This is a genomic window from Shimia fortis, from assembly GCF_040225985.1.
Taxonomy (GTDB): domain Bacteria; phylum Pseudomonadota; class Alphaproteobacteria; order Rhodobacterales; family Rhodobacteraceae; genus Shimia.
Genome location: NZ_JBBPEU010000018.1, coordinates 13,045 through 33,209, shown reverse-complemented (window position 1 = coordinate 33,209; position 20,165 = coordinate 13,045). Strand labels below are relative to the sequence as shown.

12 protein-coding genes are annotated in these 20,165 nt (G+C 58.1%); 4 read left to right on the top strand and 8 right to left on the bottom strand.

Features of this window, described 5'->3' with window-relative positions:
• From WNE31_RS17690 to WNE31_RS17680, 3 genes are all read right to left on the bottom strand, one after another.
• On the bottom strand, positions 1 to 1,631 hold a 1,631-nt coding region (locus WNE31_RS17690), incomplete at its 3' end, for a calcium-binding protein (protein ID WP_349981276.1).
• A 320-nt stretch (positions 1,632 to 1,951) separates the two neighbouring features.
• The gene (locus WNE31_RS17685; RefSeq protein WP_349981275.1) at positions 1,952 to 7,360 is read right to left on the bottom strand and encodes a hypothetical protein; all 5,409 of its coding nucleotides are present in this window, start codon (positions 7,358 to 7,360) and stop codon (positions 1,952 to 1,954) included.
• A 175-nt stretch (positions 7,361 to 7,535) separates the two neighbouring features.
• A complete protein-coding gene (locus WNE31_RS17680; RefSeq protein WP_349981274.1) occupies positions 7,536 to 8,564 on the bottom strand; it encodes an AraC family transcriptional regulator ligand-binding domain-containing protein in 1,029 nt (342 codons plus the stop codon).
• Positions 8,565 to 8,663: 99 nt separating this feature from the next.
• Here WNE31_RS17680 and WNE31_RS17675 point away from each other — a divergent pair, with 99 nt between their 5' ends.
• Positions 8,664 to 10,175: a DUF1214 domain-containing protein gene (locus WNE31_RS17675; RefSeq protein WP_349981273.1), complete on the top strand. Its 1,512-nt coding sequence runs from the start codon at positions 8,664 to 8,666 to the stop codon at positions 10,173 to 10,175.
• Positions 10,176 to 10,201: 26 nt separating this feature from the next.
• The gene (locus tag WNE31_RS17670) at positions 10,202 to 11,695 is read left to right on the top strand and encodes a DUF1254 domain-containing protein (RefSeq protein ID WP_349981272.1); all 1,494 of its coding nucleotides are present in this window, start codon (positions 10,202 to 10,204) and stop codon (positions 11,693 to 11,695) included.
• A gap of 318 nt (positions 11,696 to 12,013) precedes the next feature.
• On the opposite strand, the gene WNE31_RS17665 is transcribed toward WNE31_RS17670, so the two are convergent.
• The 5 genes from WNE31_RS17665 to WNE31_RS17645 all read right to left on the bottom strand — a co-directional run bounded on the left by WNE31_RS17665 (position 12,014) and on the right by WNE31_RS17645 (position 18,444).
• Positions 12,014 to 12,391 carry a hypothetical protein gene (locus WNE31_RS17665; RefSeq protein ID WP_349981271.1) on the bottom strand — a complete coding sequence of 126 codons (378 nt, stop codon included), beginning with the start codon at positions 12,389 to 12,391 and terminating at the stop codon, positions 12,014 to 12,016.
• Between the two features lie 625 nt (positions 12,392 to 13,016).
• Positions 13,017 to 15,317: a calcium-binding protein gene (locus tag WNE31_RS17660; RefSeq protein ID WP_349981270.1), complete on the bottom strand. Its 2,301-nt coding sequence runs from the start codon at positions 15,315 to 15,317 to the stop codon at positions 13,017 to 13,019.
• 242 nt (positions 15,318 to 15,559) lie between these two features.
• On the bottom strand, positions 15,560 to 17,101 hold the full coding sequence (locus WNE31_RS17655; RefSeq protein ID WP_349981269.1) for a peptidoglycan-binding domain-containing protein: 1,542 nt from the start codon (positions 17,099 to 17,101) through the stop codon (positions 15,560 to 15,562).
• Positions 17,102 to 17,125: 24 nt separating this feature from the next.
• Positions 17,126 to 17,716 carry a PA14 domain-containing protein gene (locus WNE31_RS17650; RefSeq protein WP_349981268.1) on the bottom strand — a complete coding sequence of 197 codons (591 nt, stop codon included), beginning with the start codon at positions 17,714 to 17,716 and terminating at the stop codon, positions 17,126 to 17,128.
• On the bottom strand, positions 17,713 to 18,444 hold the full coding sequence (locus WNE31_RS17645) for a hypothetical protein (RefSeq protein WP_349981267.1): 732 nt from the start codon (positions 18,442 to 18,444) through the stop codon (positions 17,713 to 17,715). The genes WNE31_RS17650 and WNE31_RS17645 overlap by 4 nt, the downstream gene beginning before the upstream one ends.
• Positions 18,445 to 18,609: 165 nt before the next feature.
• Here WNE31_RS17645 and WNE31_RS17640 point away from each other — a divergent pair, with 165 nt between their 5' ends.
• Positions 18,610 to 19,224, top strand: a complete 615-nt coding sequence (locus WNE31_RS17640; protein WP_349981266.1) for a hypothetical protein — start codon at positions 18,610 to 18,612, stop codon at positions 19,222 to 19,224.
• Between the two features lie 3 nt (positions 19,225 to 19,227).
• Positions 19,228 to 20,163, top strand: coding sequence for a hypothetical protein (locus tag WNE31_RS17635; protein WP_349981265.1), 936 nt, complete (start codon positions 19,228 to 19,230; stop codon positions 20,161 to 20,163).
• Positions 20,164 to 20,165 lie beyond the last annotated feature (2 nt).

Sequence of the window (20,165 nt, the reverse complement as noted above, 5' to 3'; positions counted from 1 at the left end):
TTCACCCGGTCATGGCCGAAGCCGCCATTGATGAAGTCGTTGCCGTCTCCGCCAAAGATGACATCCCCGAAGGCCGAGCCGGTCAATACGTCGTCGCCCGCGCCACCGATCACCGTATCTGCGCCGAAACCGCCCGCGATCGTGTCATTGCCCGCATCGCCACGCAGTTCGTCATTGCCATAGCCGCCGTCGATCGAGTCGTTTCCGTTGCCGCCATAGATCACGTCGCGCAAGTCGTTTTCACTATCTCCGCCGATCAGGGTGTCGTTGCCTTCGCCGCCTATTAGCGTGTCCGTGCCAAGACCGCCGCGCAAGGAGTCATGTCCATCCTGACCTCGCAGCACGTCATTTCCCTCTAGCCCGACCAGCGTATCATCCCCGCCCAGACCCTGAATATTGTCATCCCCAAAGGCGCCCTGCAGCATATCCGCTCCGGCAGTTCCGGACATTTCGCCGAAGGTACCAATCACCTGTGACTGGATATCCCCATAGGTTTGGCCGGCATCGGGCGCCGCCAGCCAGGTCGCGAGGAGATCTCCGTTTGCAAGCTCGACGACCGGCATGTTCCCTCGGTTCGAACTCACGTCGGTCGAGATCAGGAACTGGTCCCCGACAGCAGCCGCCGACGAATCGAACCGCGCCCCGTAAAACCCGAGAGGATGCTCGGTACTGTTGAACGAACCGCCCGACCAAGTCACGACAAACCCGCCATCCGAGGTTGGCGCTATCTCGTGTGAGCGGGTGACGGAATTGCCATATTGGTTGATTTGCGTTTCAACGCCAACCCTGTCTCCGTTGGCATCAAAGCGTTGCATGTAGAGGCCTGTCTGGCCGATGCCCATATGGTTGGATTGCCAGATGACGACGAATCCGCCATCCCCCAGACCGACAGCCTTGGGCTTGTCCTGCGCAAAGCCATCCGATGTATGCACCTGAAATTCGTCACCGACGGCGACGCCCGACGCGTTGAACCTTTGACCATAGGCGCCAAAAGAATGGCGGTCCTGACCGTCAGTATCCCAGACGACGACAAATCCGCCATCTGCAAGAGCCGCAACATCCGGCCAGTATTGCGACCCCAGCGTAAAGGTATTGGCCACAAACTCGTCCCCGATCAGACCACCGCTGGCGGATATGACCTGTCCTTGAATGCCGTAATTGTTGCCGTCCGCACCGAACCCGACCCATGTCACAGCGATATTGCCGTTGCCAAGCTCGGTAATGCTCGGAATACTCTGGGCACTGCTGACAGTGGTGTTGATGACAAATTCGTCGCCGACCGCAGATCCGTTTGCCGCGAATTGCTGCCCCGCGACACCGGTCAGACTGCCGTCGATGCCAAAAGAGTCATACACGACGACAAACCCACCCGAGGCCAGGCCGACGATCTCGGGCGAGGTCTGGTTGCCGGTAAAGCGGGTGTTGACCTGAAATTCTGAACCGATGGCCGTCCCGTCGCTGTTGAACACACGGCCGAACAGACCATCCTGATCCCCATCCGACAAGCCATCTTGCCAGACGACAACATACCCCCCGCCAGGCAGGGCCTCGACGAAGGAGTTGCTGACAAAGTTGGCCGTAGGGGTGTTTACGGTTTGTGGCGCGCCCGTCAGGGCAAAATAGACCGGCATAAAGTACTCTCCCAAACATGAGGGAAGATCACTTCACCGTCTCTGACTGCTACAGAACAGGGACAAACCTTTTCTTATGTCATTATGTCCCGGGCAAAGGCCCTCCATAAATCGATTGGATCAGTCTCTCAGAAACTTACAAAAAAATCAACAATTCACTGGTTTACATGAGTTTTGTGAAAGACCTCCTCTCACGACATACAAGACGCGGTTGCTTTGTTGTCGGCTCCATTGCAGGGGGCAAGGCTTGAAAAGATGGCGGTCTCGGGAAGTATCTAGCGGGCGAACAGACATGCCACGCTTGCACCATGTGTATGCATTCAGCCCAACAGGTCAAACACCTCCTGACCGATCTGCAGATTGATCGACGTTTGTGCATCACCGTCCACCAAGGCCCACATGATCTGTCCGGTGGGACGATAAATCACGAAGCTCTCGCTGATGCCATCAGCGCCCGCATTGGCCGTGTCTGCCGTGTTGATCTGGAACTGGCTGGCGGTCGCCGCGCCATTGCCGAAGAAAAGCACGTCCCCTTCGGCGGCGTTATAATCCTGAATCCATTCCGAGCCATGACCCAGAACCCCAACATGGAAGAAACGATCAGCACCAGCTCCGCCATTCACCCGGTCATGGCCGAAACCGCCATTGATGAAGTCGTTGCCGTCTGCGCCAAAGATGACATCTCCGAAGGCCGAGCCGGTCAATACGTCGTCGCCCGCCCCACCGATCACCGTGTCCGCGCCAAAGCCACCCGCGATCGAGTCATTGCCCGCATCGCCACGCAGTTCGTCATTGCCATAGCCACCGTCGATCGAGTCATTGCCATCACCACCATAGACCACGTCGCGCAGGTCAACTTCACTGTCGCCTCCAACAAGTGTGTCATTGCCCGCTCCGCCGATCAGGGTATCGGCGCCGTCGCCCCCGAGCAGCAGGTCGCCTGCGTCCTGACCTGTGATGTCCGACGCGTCTCGGACAGTCACACTGCCAAAACTGTCCAATGTGCCGCCGAGGCTGACCTGCTGCCCCGGTGCCTCGGGATCAAATTGCCACGAGGCTACCAAGCGATCATCGTCACGCAGGGACGCGGTATCCACCAGCGCGTTCTGGGCAATCTGGTCTTCGCTGCGCTGCCCTTCGAATATGCGGATGTCACCGATCGCGCCATGCAGGGCCTGCCCTGTGCTGAAACCGCCGCCCGGGGTGCTGCCGTCCTGATCCTGCCCAAAAATCAGTGTACCGCCCGCACTGATTGGTGCGCGTGCCGCGTCGATCCCCCATTCTTCCCAAAGCAGGCTGCCATCTACGAAAACCTGCAACCACCCCGAGGATGTGGTCCACGTCACCGAAATCCTGTGCAGATCGCCATCAAAGATCGCAGAAGTGGGTACGTCGGTCGGGATCAACTGGTTGTTGATCCAGATATCAAGGGTGGTTTCCGTCGTGTCCGTGATCAGAAGGAATTCGTTGGTTGCCCCCTGCACCGCATAGGACATCAGGGCGTATTGCTGAAACATCGGCGTGGTCTGAACCAAGGCTTCGAAGGTCAACGCGTCGGTGGGCATGACGTCGAAATTGTCAATCCGAAGACCTGATAACCCGCCAGACTGGTCCAGATGCGCCATTGCGGGCAGGCTGGCCGCGCCTCCGCCAACCAACCGGTCGTTGCCGGCGCCCCCTGCAAGCGTATCCGACCCGCCAAGGCCGATCAGCGTGTCCGCGCCCAGCGCGCCTTCAATGTGATCGCCTTCTGCCGACCCTTCGGCATAGTCATCTTGTTTGGTAAGGACGATTTCCTCAAACCCGTCAAAATGGTCCACGCTGGGATGGGCCGTGGTGGTGTAAATCCCGACGCCGGGCGCGACTTCTATGCTTTCATAAAAGGCCCCTGTCGCAACACCCATGTGGCCCAACAGGATGACGTTTTCCATGTTGGCATCCAGTTGCAGCACATCATGCCCTGCGCCCCCCGATACCCTGTCGTATCCAGTGCCCGGGTTGACCACGTCATCACCGGCGCCGCCCAGAACCGTGTCGTCCCCGGCGCCGCCCAGCAATGTGTCGTCCCCTGCCCCCCCATCGACCGAGTCATCGCGCCCGTGTCCGCCCATGTAATCGGCCCCGGCTGTGCCCAACATGGTGTCGTTGCCCCAACCGCCTTCGAACCGTTCAATGCCCGAAAAGATTACCATGTCTCCGCCAATGGCAACGACAAGATCGGCGGCCAGATCTACATACCAGCCGACATTCCGCGTGTCGGTATCGCGGAACGACACCCCCTGTCCGTCGCGATAATCGAAACGCCCGTGCAATTGCAGCGCGTCCTGACCTGCGCCACCCTCCACCGTTGCATTCCCAAAACCGGGCGCCAGAATATCATTCCCTGCCCCGCCCCGCAGCGTGTCATCACCGCCACCACTGGCCAGAATGTCATCCCCCGTAAACCCGACCAGCAGGTCGTCGCCGTCTCCGGTCTGGATGGCATCCGCCCCCGTGGTGCCGTTGATCTCGGCATTTGCATCGTGGATGATGATCCCTTCGATGCCCGAGAACCCGGCACCGACACCGTCGATCAGGTATCCTGTACCGCCCATATTGATCTCGAAACGCTGGCCTTCGCTCAGGTAAAACTCGGCCCAGTCCTGGCCTTCGCCCCCGTCAAAATTGGTCAATGCGCCGGAATAAGCACGCCCGTGGCTGCCCACGGTCAGGAAATCATTGCCCGTGCCGCCCTCAAGCAGCTCGAACGCGCCGGGTGTCTGGGACATGTTGCCGTTGTTGCGCAGGTAATCGTTCCCGGAATCCCCATAAAGGCTGTCCAGACCGAGACCGCTGTTGAAATAGTCGTCATCCTGACCGCCATGCGCCTCGAGGTTCCCGAAACCGCCGCCAAGGCCCGGCAGGATGGTGTCGCGCCCGCGCCCTGCCCAAAAGGTGATGTCGCTGTCCCCGTGGACCAACCAATCGTTCAGGATCCCCCCAAGGAAGACCTCGACCCCGTAGAACCGCAACCGGTTGTCGATATTACCAAAGGCAGACACCCCATCGCGCCCGATGAAATCGCGCGAGGTGAGCAGGCCGTTTTCCACATCAATCAGCCAATAACGTTCGCCCGCGGACAAATCCAACGTATCCACGCCGGTATCCGCCAGCGCATCGGCATCAAAACTGCCAAGGTCTTCGGGCAGGAACACAGGCAACCCGGTATCGGGATCGGTTGTTTCGACGATATTGCCAAAATGGGTCGGTGCAGCGCCGCCAAAGAAATAAGACGTCTGGCGATCCTCAAAGGTTTGACGCATCGCATCGGACGCGTTTTCGTCCTCGACATAGCTATAGCGATCATTGCCCGCACCGCCGACAAAGCTCTCGTCCATGGTGTAGGTGGTAAAGCTGTCTGCACCTTCGCCGCCAAAAGCGCGCAGGCCGGGTGGCAGGGCATCATCATCGGGAATGCGGTCGCGCAAGTTGTCCGCGCTTCCGACAAAGCGATCCGACCCGCGCCCCCCGGCATAAAGGGCGAAATGGGTGCCAAGCGTGAAGACATCGTTGCGATCAGTGCCGGCGATATTTGCACCGACTGTGGTGGCGTAATCGGAGCCAAGCAACACCCCACGATCATCGAACTTGTCCACCCGAGTGTGCTCTGGGTCGACCGTGTTGACCGAGATCCGGTAAGGCAGGGTCAGAGTCGGGTCGGCCACCTGAACCGTAGCAAAGGCTGACGCCTGCACGCCGCCTCTGAGATCCGAGTTGCCCAGCGCATAGAAGATCACGTCGCCCGCGTTCTGGTCAGTCCCGAACCGGTAGGTATCATTGCCCCGCCCGGCCAAAAGAAGGTCCAGCCCGTGGAAGCTCTGGATCAAATCGTCACCAGCGCCACCCGCCGCAACATCCCTTCCCTGTCCCGTCACCAGAATGTCATTGCCAGCCAGCCCAGCCAGCGTATCGTCGCCGCGCGTTCCGTTGAGGCGGTTATTGCCGTCAGATCCAACCAGGAGATCATCAAGGCTGGACCCAAGAACATTTTCGATCGAATTATACTGGTCAGCCATCCCGCCAAGGCGGGCGGCATCCACTGACCGCAGGGCGACACGCACCGCTTGCGAAAAGGCGGAATAATCTACGAGGTCTTCGCCCGCACCGCCATTCAGGGTATCAAACCCCAGGCTGGCGATCAGGATATCATCACCGCCAAACGCGTTATAGGTCTCGGCCGCGTTCCCCCCAAGCATCAGATCAGCCACCGCGCGGCCCTGCTCGCCGTCATAAACGCGCACCGCGTATTTCAACTGTTCATATGTGACAACGGTCAGGCCGAACACAAAGCTTTCGACATCCACGATCTCATCCTGACCGAAGTTCAGGATCAAGCCGCCCAGATACCCGCCAAGATGGTTCAGGTTGAGGATATCGTGCTCGGCCCCGTCAAAGAAACGCGTCTCGGTGGTAAAGCTGAACTCTGACAGCGGCGCGTGGGTATAGAGCGTGTCAAAGCCCGCACCCCCGACGAGGCTGTCGTCTCCACCAGCGTTGATCAATACGTCATCGCCCGTGCCCCCCAGCAGGGTATCCGAGCCGATACCCGCACTCAGAACATCGTCGTCCGCCTCGCCAGACAGCAGGCTTTGCCAGAAGATCAGATCGTTCTGCCCCAAAAGCACATCCGGATCGGCAGAGCCATCCCCCAGCAACGGCCCAAGATAACTGCGTTCGCCAAAGATGCGCGAGGCCAGGAACTGGGTCAGGTCGTCGCCCGGAAGATCATCACGCGCGCCGTAAATGTCCTCGATGCGGGTGATCATCGGCTGGGTAAAGTCGGGCGACGTTCCGAAGATCGAATTGAAATCCGCGGTCAGACCATCCAACGGGTTCAGCAGGTTAAGTTCGGGCAGAAGCCCGCCAATCGCTTCGTCCACGGCGTCCAGCAAGGCATCAATGCCCAGCGCTTCGGTGATGGGATCAAGGATCGGGCTGACAAGTGCGTCAATTGCAGACTCGGCCTTTTCCAGTACCCACAGAAGCGGGTCCAGCGCATCGACAATTTCGCCAAGAGGATCGCCAATCCCCGACAAAAGCCCGGCAACGGCATCAATCCCGTCGCGAAACTGCGACACGACCACATCCATGCCCGCAAAAACCCCGAGGGCGACATCAAGCGCCTCGACCGCGTCGGACATTTCGTCCAGCGCCTCTTGCGGAAAGCGCGTGTTCAACTCGCCCATCAAGGTTTCCATCGCCTCAAGCGCGCTTTCAGTACGCGGATCAAGCCCGGCGGGGTCTTCGTTCACGGCTTCTTGCAGGTCCAAAAGGCTGGCGCGCATGCTGAGCACATCGCCAAGGTCATTTGCCACACTGATCTGCAACGCATTCACCGCAGCCGAGGCCGTGTCTATCGCGCCTCCGAAAACACGAATTTCAAACTCGTAGTCTTCAAGTACCTCTGCGATTTCTTCGGTGCGCGCCGCGACCCGGTCCAGCAGCCGATCAAGGGCCGAGCCGAGCGACCGGGTCGGTGGGAACAGTTTGATGAAGGTCGCGACCCCACGAAGATCATCGATGAACGAGTCGATCTGTCGCGCATCCCCTGCCGCCTCACTCAGGGCTTCCTGCAAATCGCCAAGGGCATCAAGGACAATTTCAGCGTTCTCAAGATCTCTATCGTGATCCTCAAGATACGAAATCAGACGGTCTACATTGACCGTATACGTATTCAAATTCGGCAACATGGCCTGACCTAAAAATCTATTGGAAATCCGCGCCGAGGTTAGGGACAGGCTTACCTTGCGTCAACAAAAAGACTCTTTTACCGCACATCTTTTAGATTGGCAGGCTCGGCTCCTATTTCATGGAGCCCGATGGGGTTTAGGTATTTACCGTGATGAAAATGAACGCCTTTTCTCACTACTGGCTGCGATAGGCCGAGTGAAGATCTCGCCGATATTGCGTGGGCGTCATCCCGCTTGTTTTCTTGAAGGCGCGGCTAAAGTTGTTCGACGATTCATACCCCAGCATCGCGGCGATGTCCGAAATGGACACATGAGAGAGCGACAGCAATTCTTTGGCGCGCAGCGACAGAGTATGATTGACGATCTCGCGAAACTGCACCCCTTCTCCCTCCAGCTTTCGTTGCAGCGACCGGATGCCGATATCCAAGGATTGCGCAACGGCATCAATGGTGGCCTCGTTTCGATCAAGCTGATGCCAGACCAGGGCGGCGACCTGTCCAGCAATTGTTTCGGGCGGCCCGCCCCTGCATTCTCTCCGGATATCCCCGACCGACACAACATCTTTGGTCTGTCCCGCAACGCCATCCACCTGCAGGCAGGATGTTTCGAACTGGATACCCAACCTTGGCGCATTCCAAATAACGGGACAGGCATAGGTGATCTCGGCTTCTGCCGAGCTTGGCACCTTTGGAAAATCCAATAGAACCGCAGACGGCTTCCAGTCCTTTCCCAGATAAGCCCGGAAAATGCTCAGGAAAACACCAATCGCAGAGAACCCGATATCAGGATACGCATGATGCCCGCGAAGTCCAAAGTGATAACAATAACGTGAGACCGTCCCACTGGTCTCGAGCCATGCGCGATCCGCGGAAGAATGCAACGGCATAACGGCCGCTCCCCTCAGAAGCGCCCCAGCCAAGGTCGGTGCAGAAAGAACGTACTGCCCCCATGCCCCATAGTCCGCCACGGTCAGGTGGGGCGACCAAAGCAACCCGATATTCTGTTGTCCAGAGATCTGCGCGGCCTTGTGCACAAAGACCGCCAAAGAGTTTTCCGAGATGTAGCCTTTTCTTTCCTCCACCACGTGAAAGGGCAAATTTGCAGCGTTCAGGGCTTCGGCCAATCGCTTCTCGCCAGCCACCTCAAGCACAAACTGGGGCATCCCGCCCAGCGCCTTCGAGGAAATCATCGGTGATAGCGCCATATAAATCCCTTCAGAAACCTGCCGCCGTTGTCGTGAAATGATACGCGGCGAACTTTGTGTTGTGCAACTCTTTCGGCAAAACAAACGGGAGGAAACACAATGAACAGAGCCCAGACGTTTACTGGTAACTTTTCGGCGCAGTTTGCCGCGGTCTTGTTCGGGGTTGGCTTGATAGCGTCACCAGCCCTCAGCCAGTCGTTCAACGATACCGGCGATATCCTCGCGCGGTCTGCCCAAGTTGAAGACATTGAATACAAGATCATGGTGCAGCGTGCGACGCAGACCGCCATCTGGGGCATGCCCGCCGCGGGTATGATCGATTTCCTGAAAGGCACCCGGCGCGACCTTGGCGGCGATTACAATGATATCGCCTACCTCAACAAACCCTTCGACTCCAAACACGGTTTTCTCACGGCCAATGACGTGACCGCCTATGCCTGGTCGTCGATGACGTCAGAGCCAGGTCCCTTGGTTATCGAGGTGCCGGCGGCCACCGACAAGGTCAACTATTTCGGGACAATCGTGAATGCGTGGGATGTTCCGATTGTTGATGTCGGACCGGACGGCTTCGACAAGGGGGCCGGAGGGAAATACCTTATGCTGCCGCCCGGCTACGATGGTGACATGTCGATCGAGGCATTGACCGATGCGGGGTATTTCCCCTTCGAAACCGACACCTACGAATACGGATTTTCATTCCGCCCGAAACTCACCAACGGCGGCACGGATGCGGACGCCGCGGACTACGCGCAGACCATCAAGATCTATTACCTGTCAGAGGCCGACAACCCGCCACCGAACAGCTATCACGAGGCGTCGGAAGTGCCCTATGACTCATTGCCCTACTACAACGAGACCTTCTTTCAGGATCTGAACGACTATGTTCAGAACAACCCGATCCGTCCACAGGACAAGGTGATGGTAAACCTTCTGAAAGATCTCGGCATCGAGAAGGGCAAACCGTTCGAGCCGACCGAGCGACAGTTGCAAGCCATGGAAGAAGGGCTGTTGCTGGCTTACGCGTCAATGCAGAACTATTTCGTGACCCCCGGCAAGGCGATGATCCCGCTTTGGGTCGATGAAGACGGTAACATGAAAAACCAATGGCTGATCTGGGACTTTGCCGAAGGTCAGGCCGAGCTTGGGTTTCCCTACGAAACCGACACCGAGGTGCTGGTCGATGCCCGCGCAGGTGGCAGCTATTTTTGGATCACTTATCTGCCCAAGCAACTGGGCGGTGGAACGTTCTACCTGACCGGGCTGCGCGACAGCAACGGCGAGATGTACGACCACAACGCCACCTACAAGCTGAACGTGCCAGCGGACACCCCTGCCGAAGATTTCTGGTCGGTGATCGTCTATTCAATGGAAACCAAAAGCTTTATCCGCAACGTCGCGCCTGTGGGCCTTTCCGCACGCGACGCCGACAGCATGCAAGTCAACGAGGATGGGTCATACGACATCTACTTCGGACCAGAGGCGCCAGCCGGCATGGAAAGCAATTGGATTCCGACCACCGAACCCTACTTCCTGCTGTTCCGGCTTTACGGCCCGACCGAAGGCTGGCTGCAAAGCGGCTGGATGCTGGGTGACCTCGAAAAAATCAAATAGCACGCTTCAACAGGACGGACAAAACCATGAAACCCAAACACCTTGCTTTCGTGACAACACTGGCACTGGCGGCTCCGGCCACGGCCCAGGAATTCGCCGCAGATGTGCCGGACAATGTGCGTACGCCGGATGTTGTCGAAACCGAAACCCTCGGGACACTGAACTTCTTTGATGGGATGCCCTCGGCGGAAACGTCACAGAAAGCCTTTGATAATCTGGATCTGATACGCGCAACGACGGCATTCCTTGATGGGATGAGCATCGCCTCACTAAGGGCCATGTTCCAAGGATACGAAAGTGTCGGTGCGGGGCCCAATGATGTTGTGATCACCGAAAACCTGATGGACGCGCGCTCTATCTGGCTGACACCGAACACAACAACGATTTACATCGGGTCCTATGTCGACATCTCTGACGGTCCTGTTGTGCTGGATGTTCCGGCAGGTCTCTTGGGGCTGATTGACGATGCCGCTTTTGAATATGTCACGGATATTGGCGCGCTGGGTCCCGATAAAGGAAAGGGCGGCAAATACGTTCTCATCCATAATGATGACGACACGCCTGTGCCCGAAGGACATTTTGAACTGCGGACCAAAACATATGAACACTGGTTTCTCGTTCGGACCTCGCCTGATGCAGATGGTGGCACAGAAGCTCCGGTTGCGGCTGTCAAAGCCGGGCTCAATATTTATCCATTGAGCGAGGCCGATACCCCGCCAGCCGAGACATTTGTCAACATCTCGGGCGTGCAACACAATACGGTGCATGCCAACAACGCCGACTTTTTCGAAGAGATCCACACCGCACTGGAGAACAATCCCGTTGGCGCGTTCAGCCCCGAGATTGTCGGAACATTTGCGTCTATCGGCATCAAGAAGGGACAACCGTTCGCGCCGGACGCACGGATGAAGGGCATCCTTGACGAAGCCGCCAAAATCGCGAATGCCACCGCGCGCGCGATTACATACGCTGCACGTGATCCGGGTGTCTTCTTTTACGAAGATCGCCAGTGGAACTCGCCTTTCCAGCGGCAGAGCTATCTGTTTCTCGAAGACGGCGCGAGAATACTCGATGATCGTACCTACTTTTTCTACATGGCGACGGGCATCACGCCGGCTATGACCGCACCACCGGTCGGATCAGGGTCGGTCTACGCGATGACAGCACGCGATATCGAGGGCGCATACCTAGATGGCTCCAAAACCTATGCACTGACTCTGCCCGGTCCGGTGCCTGCGGCCAATTTCTGGTCTTTCATGCTCTATAGCGGACAGACCCGCTCGATCCTTGAAACCGATCAGCGGTCTGGTGGCATCGACTCAAAGCGTGACGGGATTGTCGCCAACGAAGACGGCGGCTACACCATCTACTTTGGCCCCAAGGCCCCCACGGGCAAAGAAGCAAACTGGGCACAAACAATGCCGGGCCAAAGTTTCAACGTCATGATGCGCCTTTATGGCCCTCTTGAGCCATGGTTCGACAAGACCTGGCGGCCCGGCGACCTGAAATTGTTGGAATAAGGTCCTCACGCTCTCGAAGTGCAAGGCTTGCAGGGACATCAGAAAAGTCTTTTTGGTCCGCGTGTACCGCCCCTTCGGTACAGCACGGGAAAGACTGATCATTTATGTTCGATTGGAACCGGCAGACCAAAGCGCAATGCCAAAGATCATCGTTTGAGCGAACTTCTGTCTTCCCTCTCGATTTGGATACGAAATTCGGCCTTGTTTCACGGGCAAGAACGCCAGCTAAGTAGAGCGACCCGATTGACAACCAAAGCGGCCTTTCTTCCGAACGGCTGTCGGCTTCCGGATGAGACTCCGGAAGCCGATCCATTGACATCAGAAGATGGTGGTGTCGTTTTCAAGATTGAACTGGGACGGCACGTTCATCAATACGACGATGTTGCCGTCGCCAATCTCCAACTGCACATCACTGCCGGTGTCAGACCCGAAAGTTGACACGACTTGTGCGGCGGTCAGCGTGCCTTCTTCGGCAAGCCAGAGCGCGTCATCGTGCATCAGTTGACTAAAGCCACGGTTGTAAGTGGTGACAACATCGCTGCCCGTGTTGTCTCGGAAAGTAATTGTGTCCGCCGAGCTGCCCCTAGCGATGTCGATCAAATCGACCAACCGGACCAGATCATTGTCTGCGCCCGTCAGGAAAACATCCGTGAACGTCCCGCCCACCAGATCATCATCGGCGATGCCCGCGAGCAAGGCCAGGGCCTCGACATCCGGTTCGGACCATCTGCGACAGACAGACGGTCTCCGATGACTGGACCAAGCAAGGTTTTCCCGGTGACTGGGTCGACCGCATAGGTACGGATCGTGGGTGTTAACCCGGAAAGCCCCACCTTTCCGACGGCGTTTCACTTTTCCGAAAACGCAACAAATCAGCTCCCTGTCTGACAGGACAAAACGGCGCGGGTGCCCCCGCCGATGCGGATTTCGGGGGTCCCTGAACCGGAAGGTTCGAACCCGAAGGTTCGGGCACAGCAGCACCGCCAGGCTCTTCATTGGCCTCGTAAACAGGAAAAAAAAAAGACCATCTGAAGCGAAATGACGTGTTATTCAAGCGTTCTGCTAATTTTCGGGAATTTCCGATGGCATAAGGCGATCAACTCAGGCTTTCCCTGACCCCGGCCTTGTGGGGCAGAGTCCGCAACGTCACGCCACATATGTTTGGACATCTTTCATCGCGCAAACGGGCCAACTGGACAAGGGTTGCAGTTAAGCGGCAAAGCCATCACAGGCCACACGCCCAGAAATAGGTTTGAAGACCAAGCTGTCTGACAAGCCGCAATCAAAACCATTGGCCGCGGCCGCAGGTCCCGCCTCGACCTTATGCCATCAGGTCAAATACGGCCCCACCGATCTGCAAGTTGATCGATGATTGTCCATCCCCGTCCACAAGGGCCCACATGATCTGGCCCGTGGGGCGATAGATCACGAAGGCCTCTTCGATATTGTCATTGCCAGACCGTTCGCCCGCGGCATTCGCCGTATGGGTCGTATTGATCTGGAACTGGTTTCGTGTCGCGGAGGTATTTCCGAAGACGAGCACATCGCCTTCACTGGCATCATAGTCCTGAATCCAGTCCGAGCCGTGCCCCAGGGCACCGATATGAAAGAACCTGTCAGCCCCTTCTCCGCCGTTCACGCGATCATGGCCAAAACCACCATTGACGAAGTCATCGCCATCCCCCCCGAAGATCTGGTCTCCGAAAGCCGAGCCGGTCAGCGTATCATTCCCGACCCCGCCAATCACGGTGTCGGCGCCGAACCCGCCTGCGATCTGGTCGTTGCCTGTATCGCCCCGCAGCTCATCATTGCCATAGCCGCCCTCAAGCGTGTCATTGCCGCCACCACCATAAAGAACATCGCGCAGATCGTCGGAACTGTCTCCGCCCACCAACACGTCATGGCCGGAACTTCCGATCAGCGTATCGCTGCCGTCCCCGCCGTTCAGACTGTCGGCGTCGCCGCCACCATGCAGGTAGTCGTCACCGTTTGACCCCTCAAGCGTGTCATTTCCGGCGTTTCCATAGAGGGTGTCATTGCCATAGCCGCCATTGGCGCTATCGTTGCCACTGCCGCCGGTGATCTGGTCGCCAATATCCCCGGTGCCGCCACCCCCAAAAATGACGTCATCGCCATCACCACCGTGCAGAGTGTCATTTCCATTGCCACTGACAAGGCTGTCATCGCCTTCGAGACCCTGCAAAAGATCATCCCCATTGCGCCCTGACAGGGTGTCATTGCCCGCGGTGCCGGTCATCGTATCATTGTCGATTGTCCCGAAGTCCGGCGTTTCAAGGATCTGCATGTAGACGCCGGTGCGGGTCGCGCCCCGATCTTGCCCGATCGAGGTCCAGGTGACCACCACGTCCCCGTCATCATTCACCGAAAGGCTGCTGTCGAACTGATGATTGGTGTCTTCCGTATTCACTTGGCACTGTATTTCCGCGGCATCCCCAAGCGGCACGCCATCATTGCTGAAACGGCTGACAAAGACGCCGCTGAGACTCGCATCAGGGGTTGTAAATCCAACCACAAACCCGCCATCCGGCAGGGCATGCACCTCGGCATCCTGATCCCGGCCCGCCGTGGTGCCATGCACCAAACCGCCCCCCACATCGGATCCGTCGGATTCAAACACGCGATACCCGATCCCGCTGGAACCGCCTGCTGCCAGTTCCCACGTCACCACGAACCGGTCGTTGGCGAGCGCCGTTAGCGTGCCATGATAGCCCGTACCGCTGCCCATGTGGTTGCTGGCCCGCACATGCCCGTCTTCGATGGCCGCACCAGTTTCGGAATAGGTTTTCACCCAAACCTCTGCGTTGGTCGCGTCATGATACAGAACAACAAATCCGCCACCGGTCAGGCCCACCACCTGCGGGGCCTGTTCGGCAATGGCCGCACTGTCCGCCACCAGTTGCTCGCCACCGATCGGCGTATTCGTGTTGGAATACATTTGCATATAGATGCCACGATCCGAGGTCGAAAGCGTCTGAGATTGCCACACCGCCACCATGTTGCCGCTGACCAGCCCCGCGAAATCGGGATCGGTCTGGTTGTTGAGCGTCGTCGTGTTGACCTGAAACTCGGTATAGGTGTCGGAACCCAGATTGTTGAAAGTCTGTGCATAGACGCCGTTGAAACTGCCGTCCTGTCCCGCACTGCGCCAAGAGACAACGAACCCGCCATCCACGAGGGGGTCGATGACAAAGTCATATTGACCGCCAAATAGCGTGGTATTGACGAACAGTTCCCCGCCAAGCGCGGTTCCATCTTCATCATATAGCTGCCGGTAAATATCGCCCGTGCCATACCAGACAACCACAAAGCCCCCCCCTTGCACCGGCACCACCTGCGGCACAAGCTGGGTCGATGCGGTGGTCGTGTTGACCTGAAATTCGCCGCCGATCGGGGCGCCTGTGCCATCGAACATCTGGGCAAAGATGCCATCGCCCGAGCCGTCCTGCTCGAGGCTTTCCCAAGTCACAAGGATATTGCCGTTCTGTAACCAGGTCACATGGCTGTTTTCCTGATCCAGCGCGGTCTGCGTGTTGACCAACGTTTCAGTCCCGACCATGACAAACGCTGGCACCAGCCCGGGCCCAAGACTTGACGTACTCATCCCAATTCCTCCGCTACTGAATTCAGAAAGCTTAACAAAACGCGGACTGTTTCAGGAGAAAATCTGGCTCAAAACGGGGATTCAGCCTCGCTTCGCAACCCATGAGGCGCGGAAACAACGCAGCGACAACCTGTGTCTGCAGGGCAAGCCGCCACCACAAGGCGCAAGATTCGCAGACCAAGCTCACCCGCACAGGCAGGCACGCCAAATTCTCAGCGTTCCAGACGGGTTGTGCGCCTGTTCTAAAGCTCAATCTTGGTCTTGACCGGCTGGCGCGCCTTTTCCTGCTCTACGGTCGCGTGCGCGACAGCCGAGACATCCATCAACCACAGGAACAGGGTCGTTCCGCTGTCCGAAGCTGTGGCCCTGACAATCAGCTTTTCGCCACAGGTTGCCTGCGCCGCTTTGGCGGCGTTGGCAAACTCCGGCAACAGGAAGCCTTTGAGGGTTGCGTCGGCCCCTGACACCCCAGCCACGGTGTATGTCCCGGCCGCAGGTTCTTCCAGTGCAACGGCGCAGGCGGGTTTGGTGGCAGCCTCGCCTTCCCAGACCAGTTCCATCGTCGCCCCGCCAAGGTCACGCATCGCTTGTTGCAGACCATATTTGTCCTCGAGCGCGGCGAAAAGGCGGTCCATGCCGACGCCATCATATTCGACAAGGCGCCCAACCCCCATGACAACACCCTGCGATTCAAGCAGCATCGCCGCCTCGGAACGGGTGGGCGAAAGTCGCATGTCTGCGGGCGCGCCGAGCCCTGCACCTGACACGCTGACGGGCACCCAGTCCTCGGCGCGCCTGTCAAGAACCGCCATAGAGGCGCTGACCGCATCGCCCAGCTTGATGCTAACGATATCCTGCGTGCCCTTGAGGACGGGGGGCAGCGATTTTGTCTGTGCTGTCTCGACAACTTGGGGTTTCGGTTTCTGAACCTCGTCCAGAAGCCCCCCGGCAGAAGCCATTTCCGTGGTCTCTGCGCCGCTGCTCTCTGCACCCTCACCCTCAACACTTTGGATGCTCTGCATCACAGGATTGATGGCTGGGCCCGTGTCCTGTTTGGCTGGGTCCGCAGGGGTCGCGACCGCGGTCAGGGGCTTGATCGCGCTTTGGAATTGCCCTTGCTGCGAGGCGACCTGTCGAGTGTCACCCGCTTTGTCATCCTGCGCCTCGGTGGGATCAAAGGCGGGCTGCAAGGGCCTGATCGCACTTTGAAAATTGCTTTGCGCCGCAACTTCCGGCTGGGCGGCCACCCCATTCTGCGCGGTCGGGGTAAAGGCGGGTTGCATCGGCTGCACCGCCGTGACAAAGCCCCCGTGCGTCGCACCGCCGCCCGCGTTTCCGCGAATGACCGCGCCATTGCTGGCCATTACGCCGACCTGCCCGGTCGCCATGTCCTGACGGTTCAGCTCCCCGCGCGAGGCCAGCCGCAACTGGGTCAGCAAATCCTGATCGACCTTGTTTTCGCCCGGGATGCCATAACGCACGCGGAATTCGCTGATTGCACCGCGTGTCTTGCGCCCCATCAGCCCGTCTGCCGTACCCGCCGAGAACCCCAACTGGTTCAACAACCGCTGTGCCTCGGCCACATCCGCATTCGAGCGCGCCTTGTACGTTCCGGTACTTTTCTTGGGCTTGTTCTTGTTACGATTGGCCTGGTCCAGCAGGATCAGCCCAGCCCCGATCCCCAACAGGGTTTCCACCTCACCCGCAGCGGCCATGGTCGGCACCTGCGTTCCGGCAACCATGGAAGCCACAACGATACCCGAAACTGAAGATCGCAAAGACATGGCGAAAATCCTTATGTAATGGCCCTATTCGACCAGATGAAAAACATTGCGCGCGGCAAAGGGCAGCGCCATGGGATCTCGCGGCCCACGCACGGCCAGTTCGAATTGAGGCACATTCGTGTGCCGGCGATCCGTACAGAAAAATTTGATCTTGATGGGATAGAGACCCGCCGCCAGGGGGATATCCTTATAGGCGTTGCGGTTTCCTTCATGCTGCTTATGGGCAACCTTGTTGATGGATACCCCGTTCAGGAACAACTCACTGCCGCAGGTGGCCCATTCCTTGCCGGTCGAAAGCGTCGTGGCAAAAGTATAGTCCCCGTTATCCGTCAAATTGAGGTAGCCGTCGAACTCCAGAAGCCACCACTTGTCCTGATACTTCTTCAGCGCAGGCTGCATGTCGAACGGCTTGAAATAGGACACCGGAAACCCGTCATTATAGACCAGCGATGCAATCGCCCGCCCCTTTGGAACATCCGGTTTGGTCGGATCGATGATCGGATAGAATTTCATCACAAACCCTTGTTTCAGCTTGGTCGGGTCGATCTGCTGGGCAGACACCGTTCCCGTCAGGGCAAATAGCATGGCAAGGGTCGCAATCGCGCGCAGGATCATTCAGTCGGTCCTTTCCTGAGTTGTAGTACCGGGGCAAAGGTCGGTTGGTCCGGGGTATAAACCGCCGCGGGGCCTTCGTCGGCATGGCGCACCATACCCGCAGAGGGTTCGAATTCACTGTATACGGTCGATCCGCTTGGTTTTTCCATAGGCAGACCGGCCACGCGCGCGATGCCTTCAACGATGCGGTCATAGCGTAGGAAATCCGCCGTGTCGGCGCGCGGGGCCTCGATCGCCATGCCGATGGGAACAGTTCCGGCAAAGGCCGTGGCACCGCTTGTCCCTTGGTAAATACCGTTGGCAGAAAAGGCCGAGAATACCTTTGCCCGAAAGCGGGTCGGTCCCTGTTCGTTCACATGCATCGGGGTCCGGGTCGATACGCCCTGCCCTTCGACCCGCCGCAGGGTCACCTGATCCGGCAGCGTCTGACCGCGAGTGGCGACAAGATCGAACCAAGCGGGGCCGCAGTTGTCGCCGCCAATCTGGGTGACCTGCGCAAGGGATAGGTCAAGTTCGTCTATATGTTGGTAAAGCACCGATGCCTGCCCCGAAAACTGGACCGAACGCCCCGAAAAGGTCAGGCTCGGGCGTCGCCCGTGCACGTGTTGGGGCAAGACCATCAGGCATTGTTGGGCATAGTGAAACAGGAACCCGTGCCCCTTTCCATTCTGGATGGACACAACTTCGCCATGGGCCACGTGACCCGCAACCAGACTTAATCCTGTCAAGGCAATCTTGGTAAGGCGAAAAAAGTTGAACAATTTCACGACTCGTAGACATAATGAACGGGCCTAGTGTTGGAAATATTGATGCACCTGACAACGTTTTTTTTGAACACTTCCTGTTTGTTAGCCTTGGCAAGCGCGGTCTGCGCAGAGAGTCCGCTGCGTGTGGTGGGTAATCCCGAAGAACGTTTCACCGAGGCCGCCAAGATTTCCGGGAACGTTCTGGCCGGGTTTCAGGTGCGTGGCAGTCCCGCGCCCGACCTACCCAGTGTCCTTGTCTGGGTACCAGCCAGTTGGGCCGGTCACGATGTCTGCCTGCAAGCCGTATCACAAGATGGCCGTTACGAGGCCAGATGGCCTTATCAGGTGGAAACCACCTGGACGGGCGGGTTTGCCGAAGTGCCTTTGGTTACGGACTATGCCAGCTTCCTTTCCGGGGCGCGATTTACCGATTTTGCGAGCGCCCTGCACAAGGGGGGCTGCGCATCCGACCGGGGCGAGGTGGCCGTTGTATCGTGGAATACGTCCGCACCGAACGTATCGACCCCGGCCTATCTCTGGATTAACTCGTTCGGGGCAGACGAGGTGTTTCTGGTGCTGAATGACCGCGATGAGGTGGATTGCATCCCCAGCACGGGGTCACAGGCGATTGCCTATGATTTTCAATGTGCGCTCGACGGGGGGCAGATTGGCAAAGACGCGACTGTTGAAATCGTGCGTCTCAAATCCGGGCGGCTGCAACCGTCGGACAAGATACGCCTTGTAAGCCACTGGAAAGACTGAGGTATGAGTGAAACAGGCGCTGACGACAAGGCACAAGGCGACACGGCATCCTGGGCGGTTTCCCTTGTCGTTTTGGCGGCGGTGGCCGTTGCAATCGCCTTCAGCATGTGGCCTGCGAAGCGGTCCTTTGCGATTTCTGTCGAGACAACCGGCCTGACCCTGACCCCCGATCGCGCGTTGTCGGGCGACTGGTTCCTGCCCGAGGCAGAGCTTTGCCTGCGCAAATCGTCTGAAAACCGGGACGTTCAGAGCGTTCAGCGATCCACCCGCTGCAATACTCGTTTCTACCACAGCGTCATCGTAACAGATGCCTTTTTTGACATTGCCCCGGGTGCAACGCTTGAAGTCTCGCGAGAGCCCGAGCGCGGAGACCTCCAGATCTTTGTCGCCAGTGACGCAACAGGTGAAACCAGGCTGGGTGACCATGGCGACCTTGAAAAGGCGCTTATTTTTCTGCCCGCACACACGCGAGAAACGGTCCAGAGCCTGCCCTTTTCGGGCATGGCCGTGCTTGGTGCCATTCCGCGTTCAGGGGAAAAAACGCTTGTCAAACAAGGTCGCTATGAGGTGCGTGAGAACAGCCTCGTGCAACAACGCCCCATGACCGTCGCGCGGGGTGATTTTTTTCTTGGCGACCGTATCAGTATCACCGATGGCGAAAGCCCGAACCCACGGGCGGCGGTGGGTTTCATGCTATGGGCCTCAGCAGGGCTGGATGTGCAGCTTTATACCCCGCCCGCCCATGATTTTATCAAGGTCGAAAGGCTCGGGACGGAACCGACCCTGTTGAACGCCAATGCCATTGACCGCCTTCTGGCAAATCCGATCCCGGTTCTGGCATCGGTGGTCTTTGCGTTGCTGGCCTCGTCCTTTGACCTTGCCTCGCGCCTGTTGCGCCAGTTTTCCGTGAAACAGACGGCGGCCCGTAGACGGCGATAGCA

Coding starts and splice junctions, on each gene's coding strand:
- WNE31_RS17670 (WP_349981272.1), top strand. CDS start 10,202: ATGAAACCCAAACACCTTGCTTTCGTGACAACACTGGCACTGGCGGCT.
- WNE31_RS17650 (WP_349981268.1), bottom strand. CDS start 17,716: ATGATCCTGCGCGCGATTGCGACCCTTGCCATGCTATTTGCCCTGACG.
- WNE31_RS17680 (WP_349981274.1), bottom strand. CDS start 8,564: ATGGCGCTATCACCGATGATTTCCTCGAAGGCGCTGGGCGGGATGCCC.
- WNE31_RS17660 (WP_349981270.1), bottom strand. CDS start 15,317: ATGAGTACGTCAAGTCTTGGGCCCGGGCTGGTGCCAGCGTTTGTCATG.
- WNE31_RS17685 (WP_349981275.1), bottom strand. CDS start 7,360: ATGTTGCCGAATTTGAATACGTATACGGTCAATGTAGACCGTCTGATT.
- WNE31_RS17675 (WP_349981273.1), top strand. CDS start 8,664: ATGAACAGAGCCCAGACGTTTACTGGTAACTTTTCGGCGCAGTTTGCC.
- WNE31_RS17635 (WP_349981265.1), top strand. CDS start 19,228: ATGAGTGAAACAGGCGCTGACGACAAGGCACAAGGCGACACGGCATCC.
- WNE31_RS17655 (WP_349981269.1), bottom strand. CDS start 17,101: ATGTCTTTGCGATCTTCAGTTTCGGGTATCGTTGTGGCTTCCATGGTT.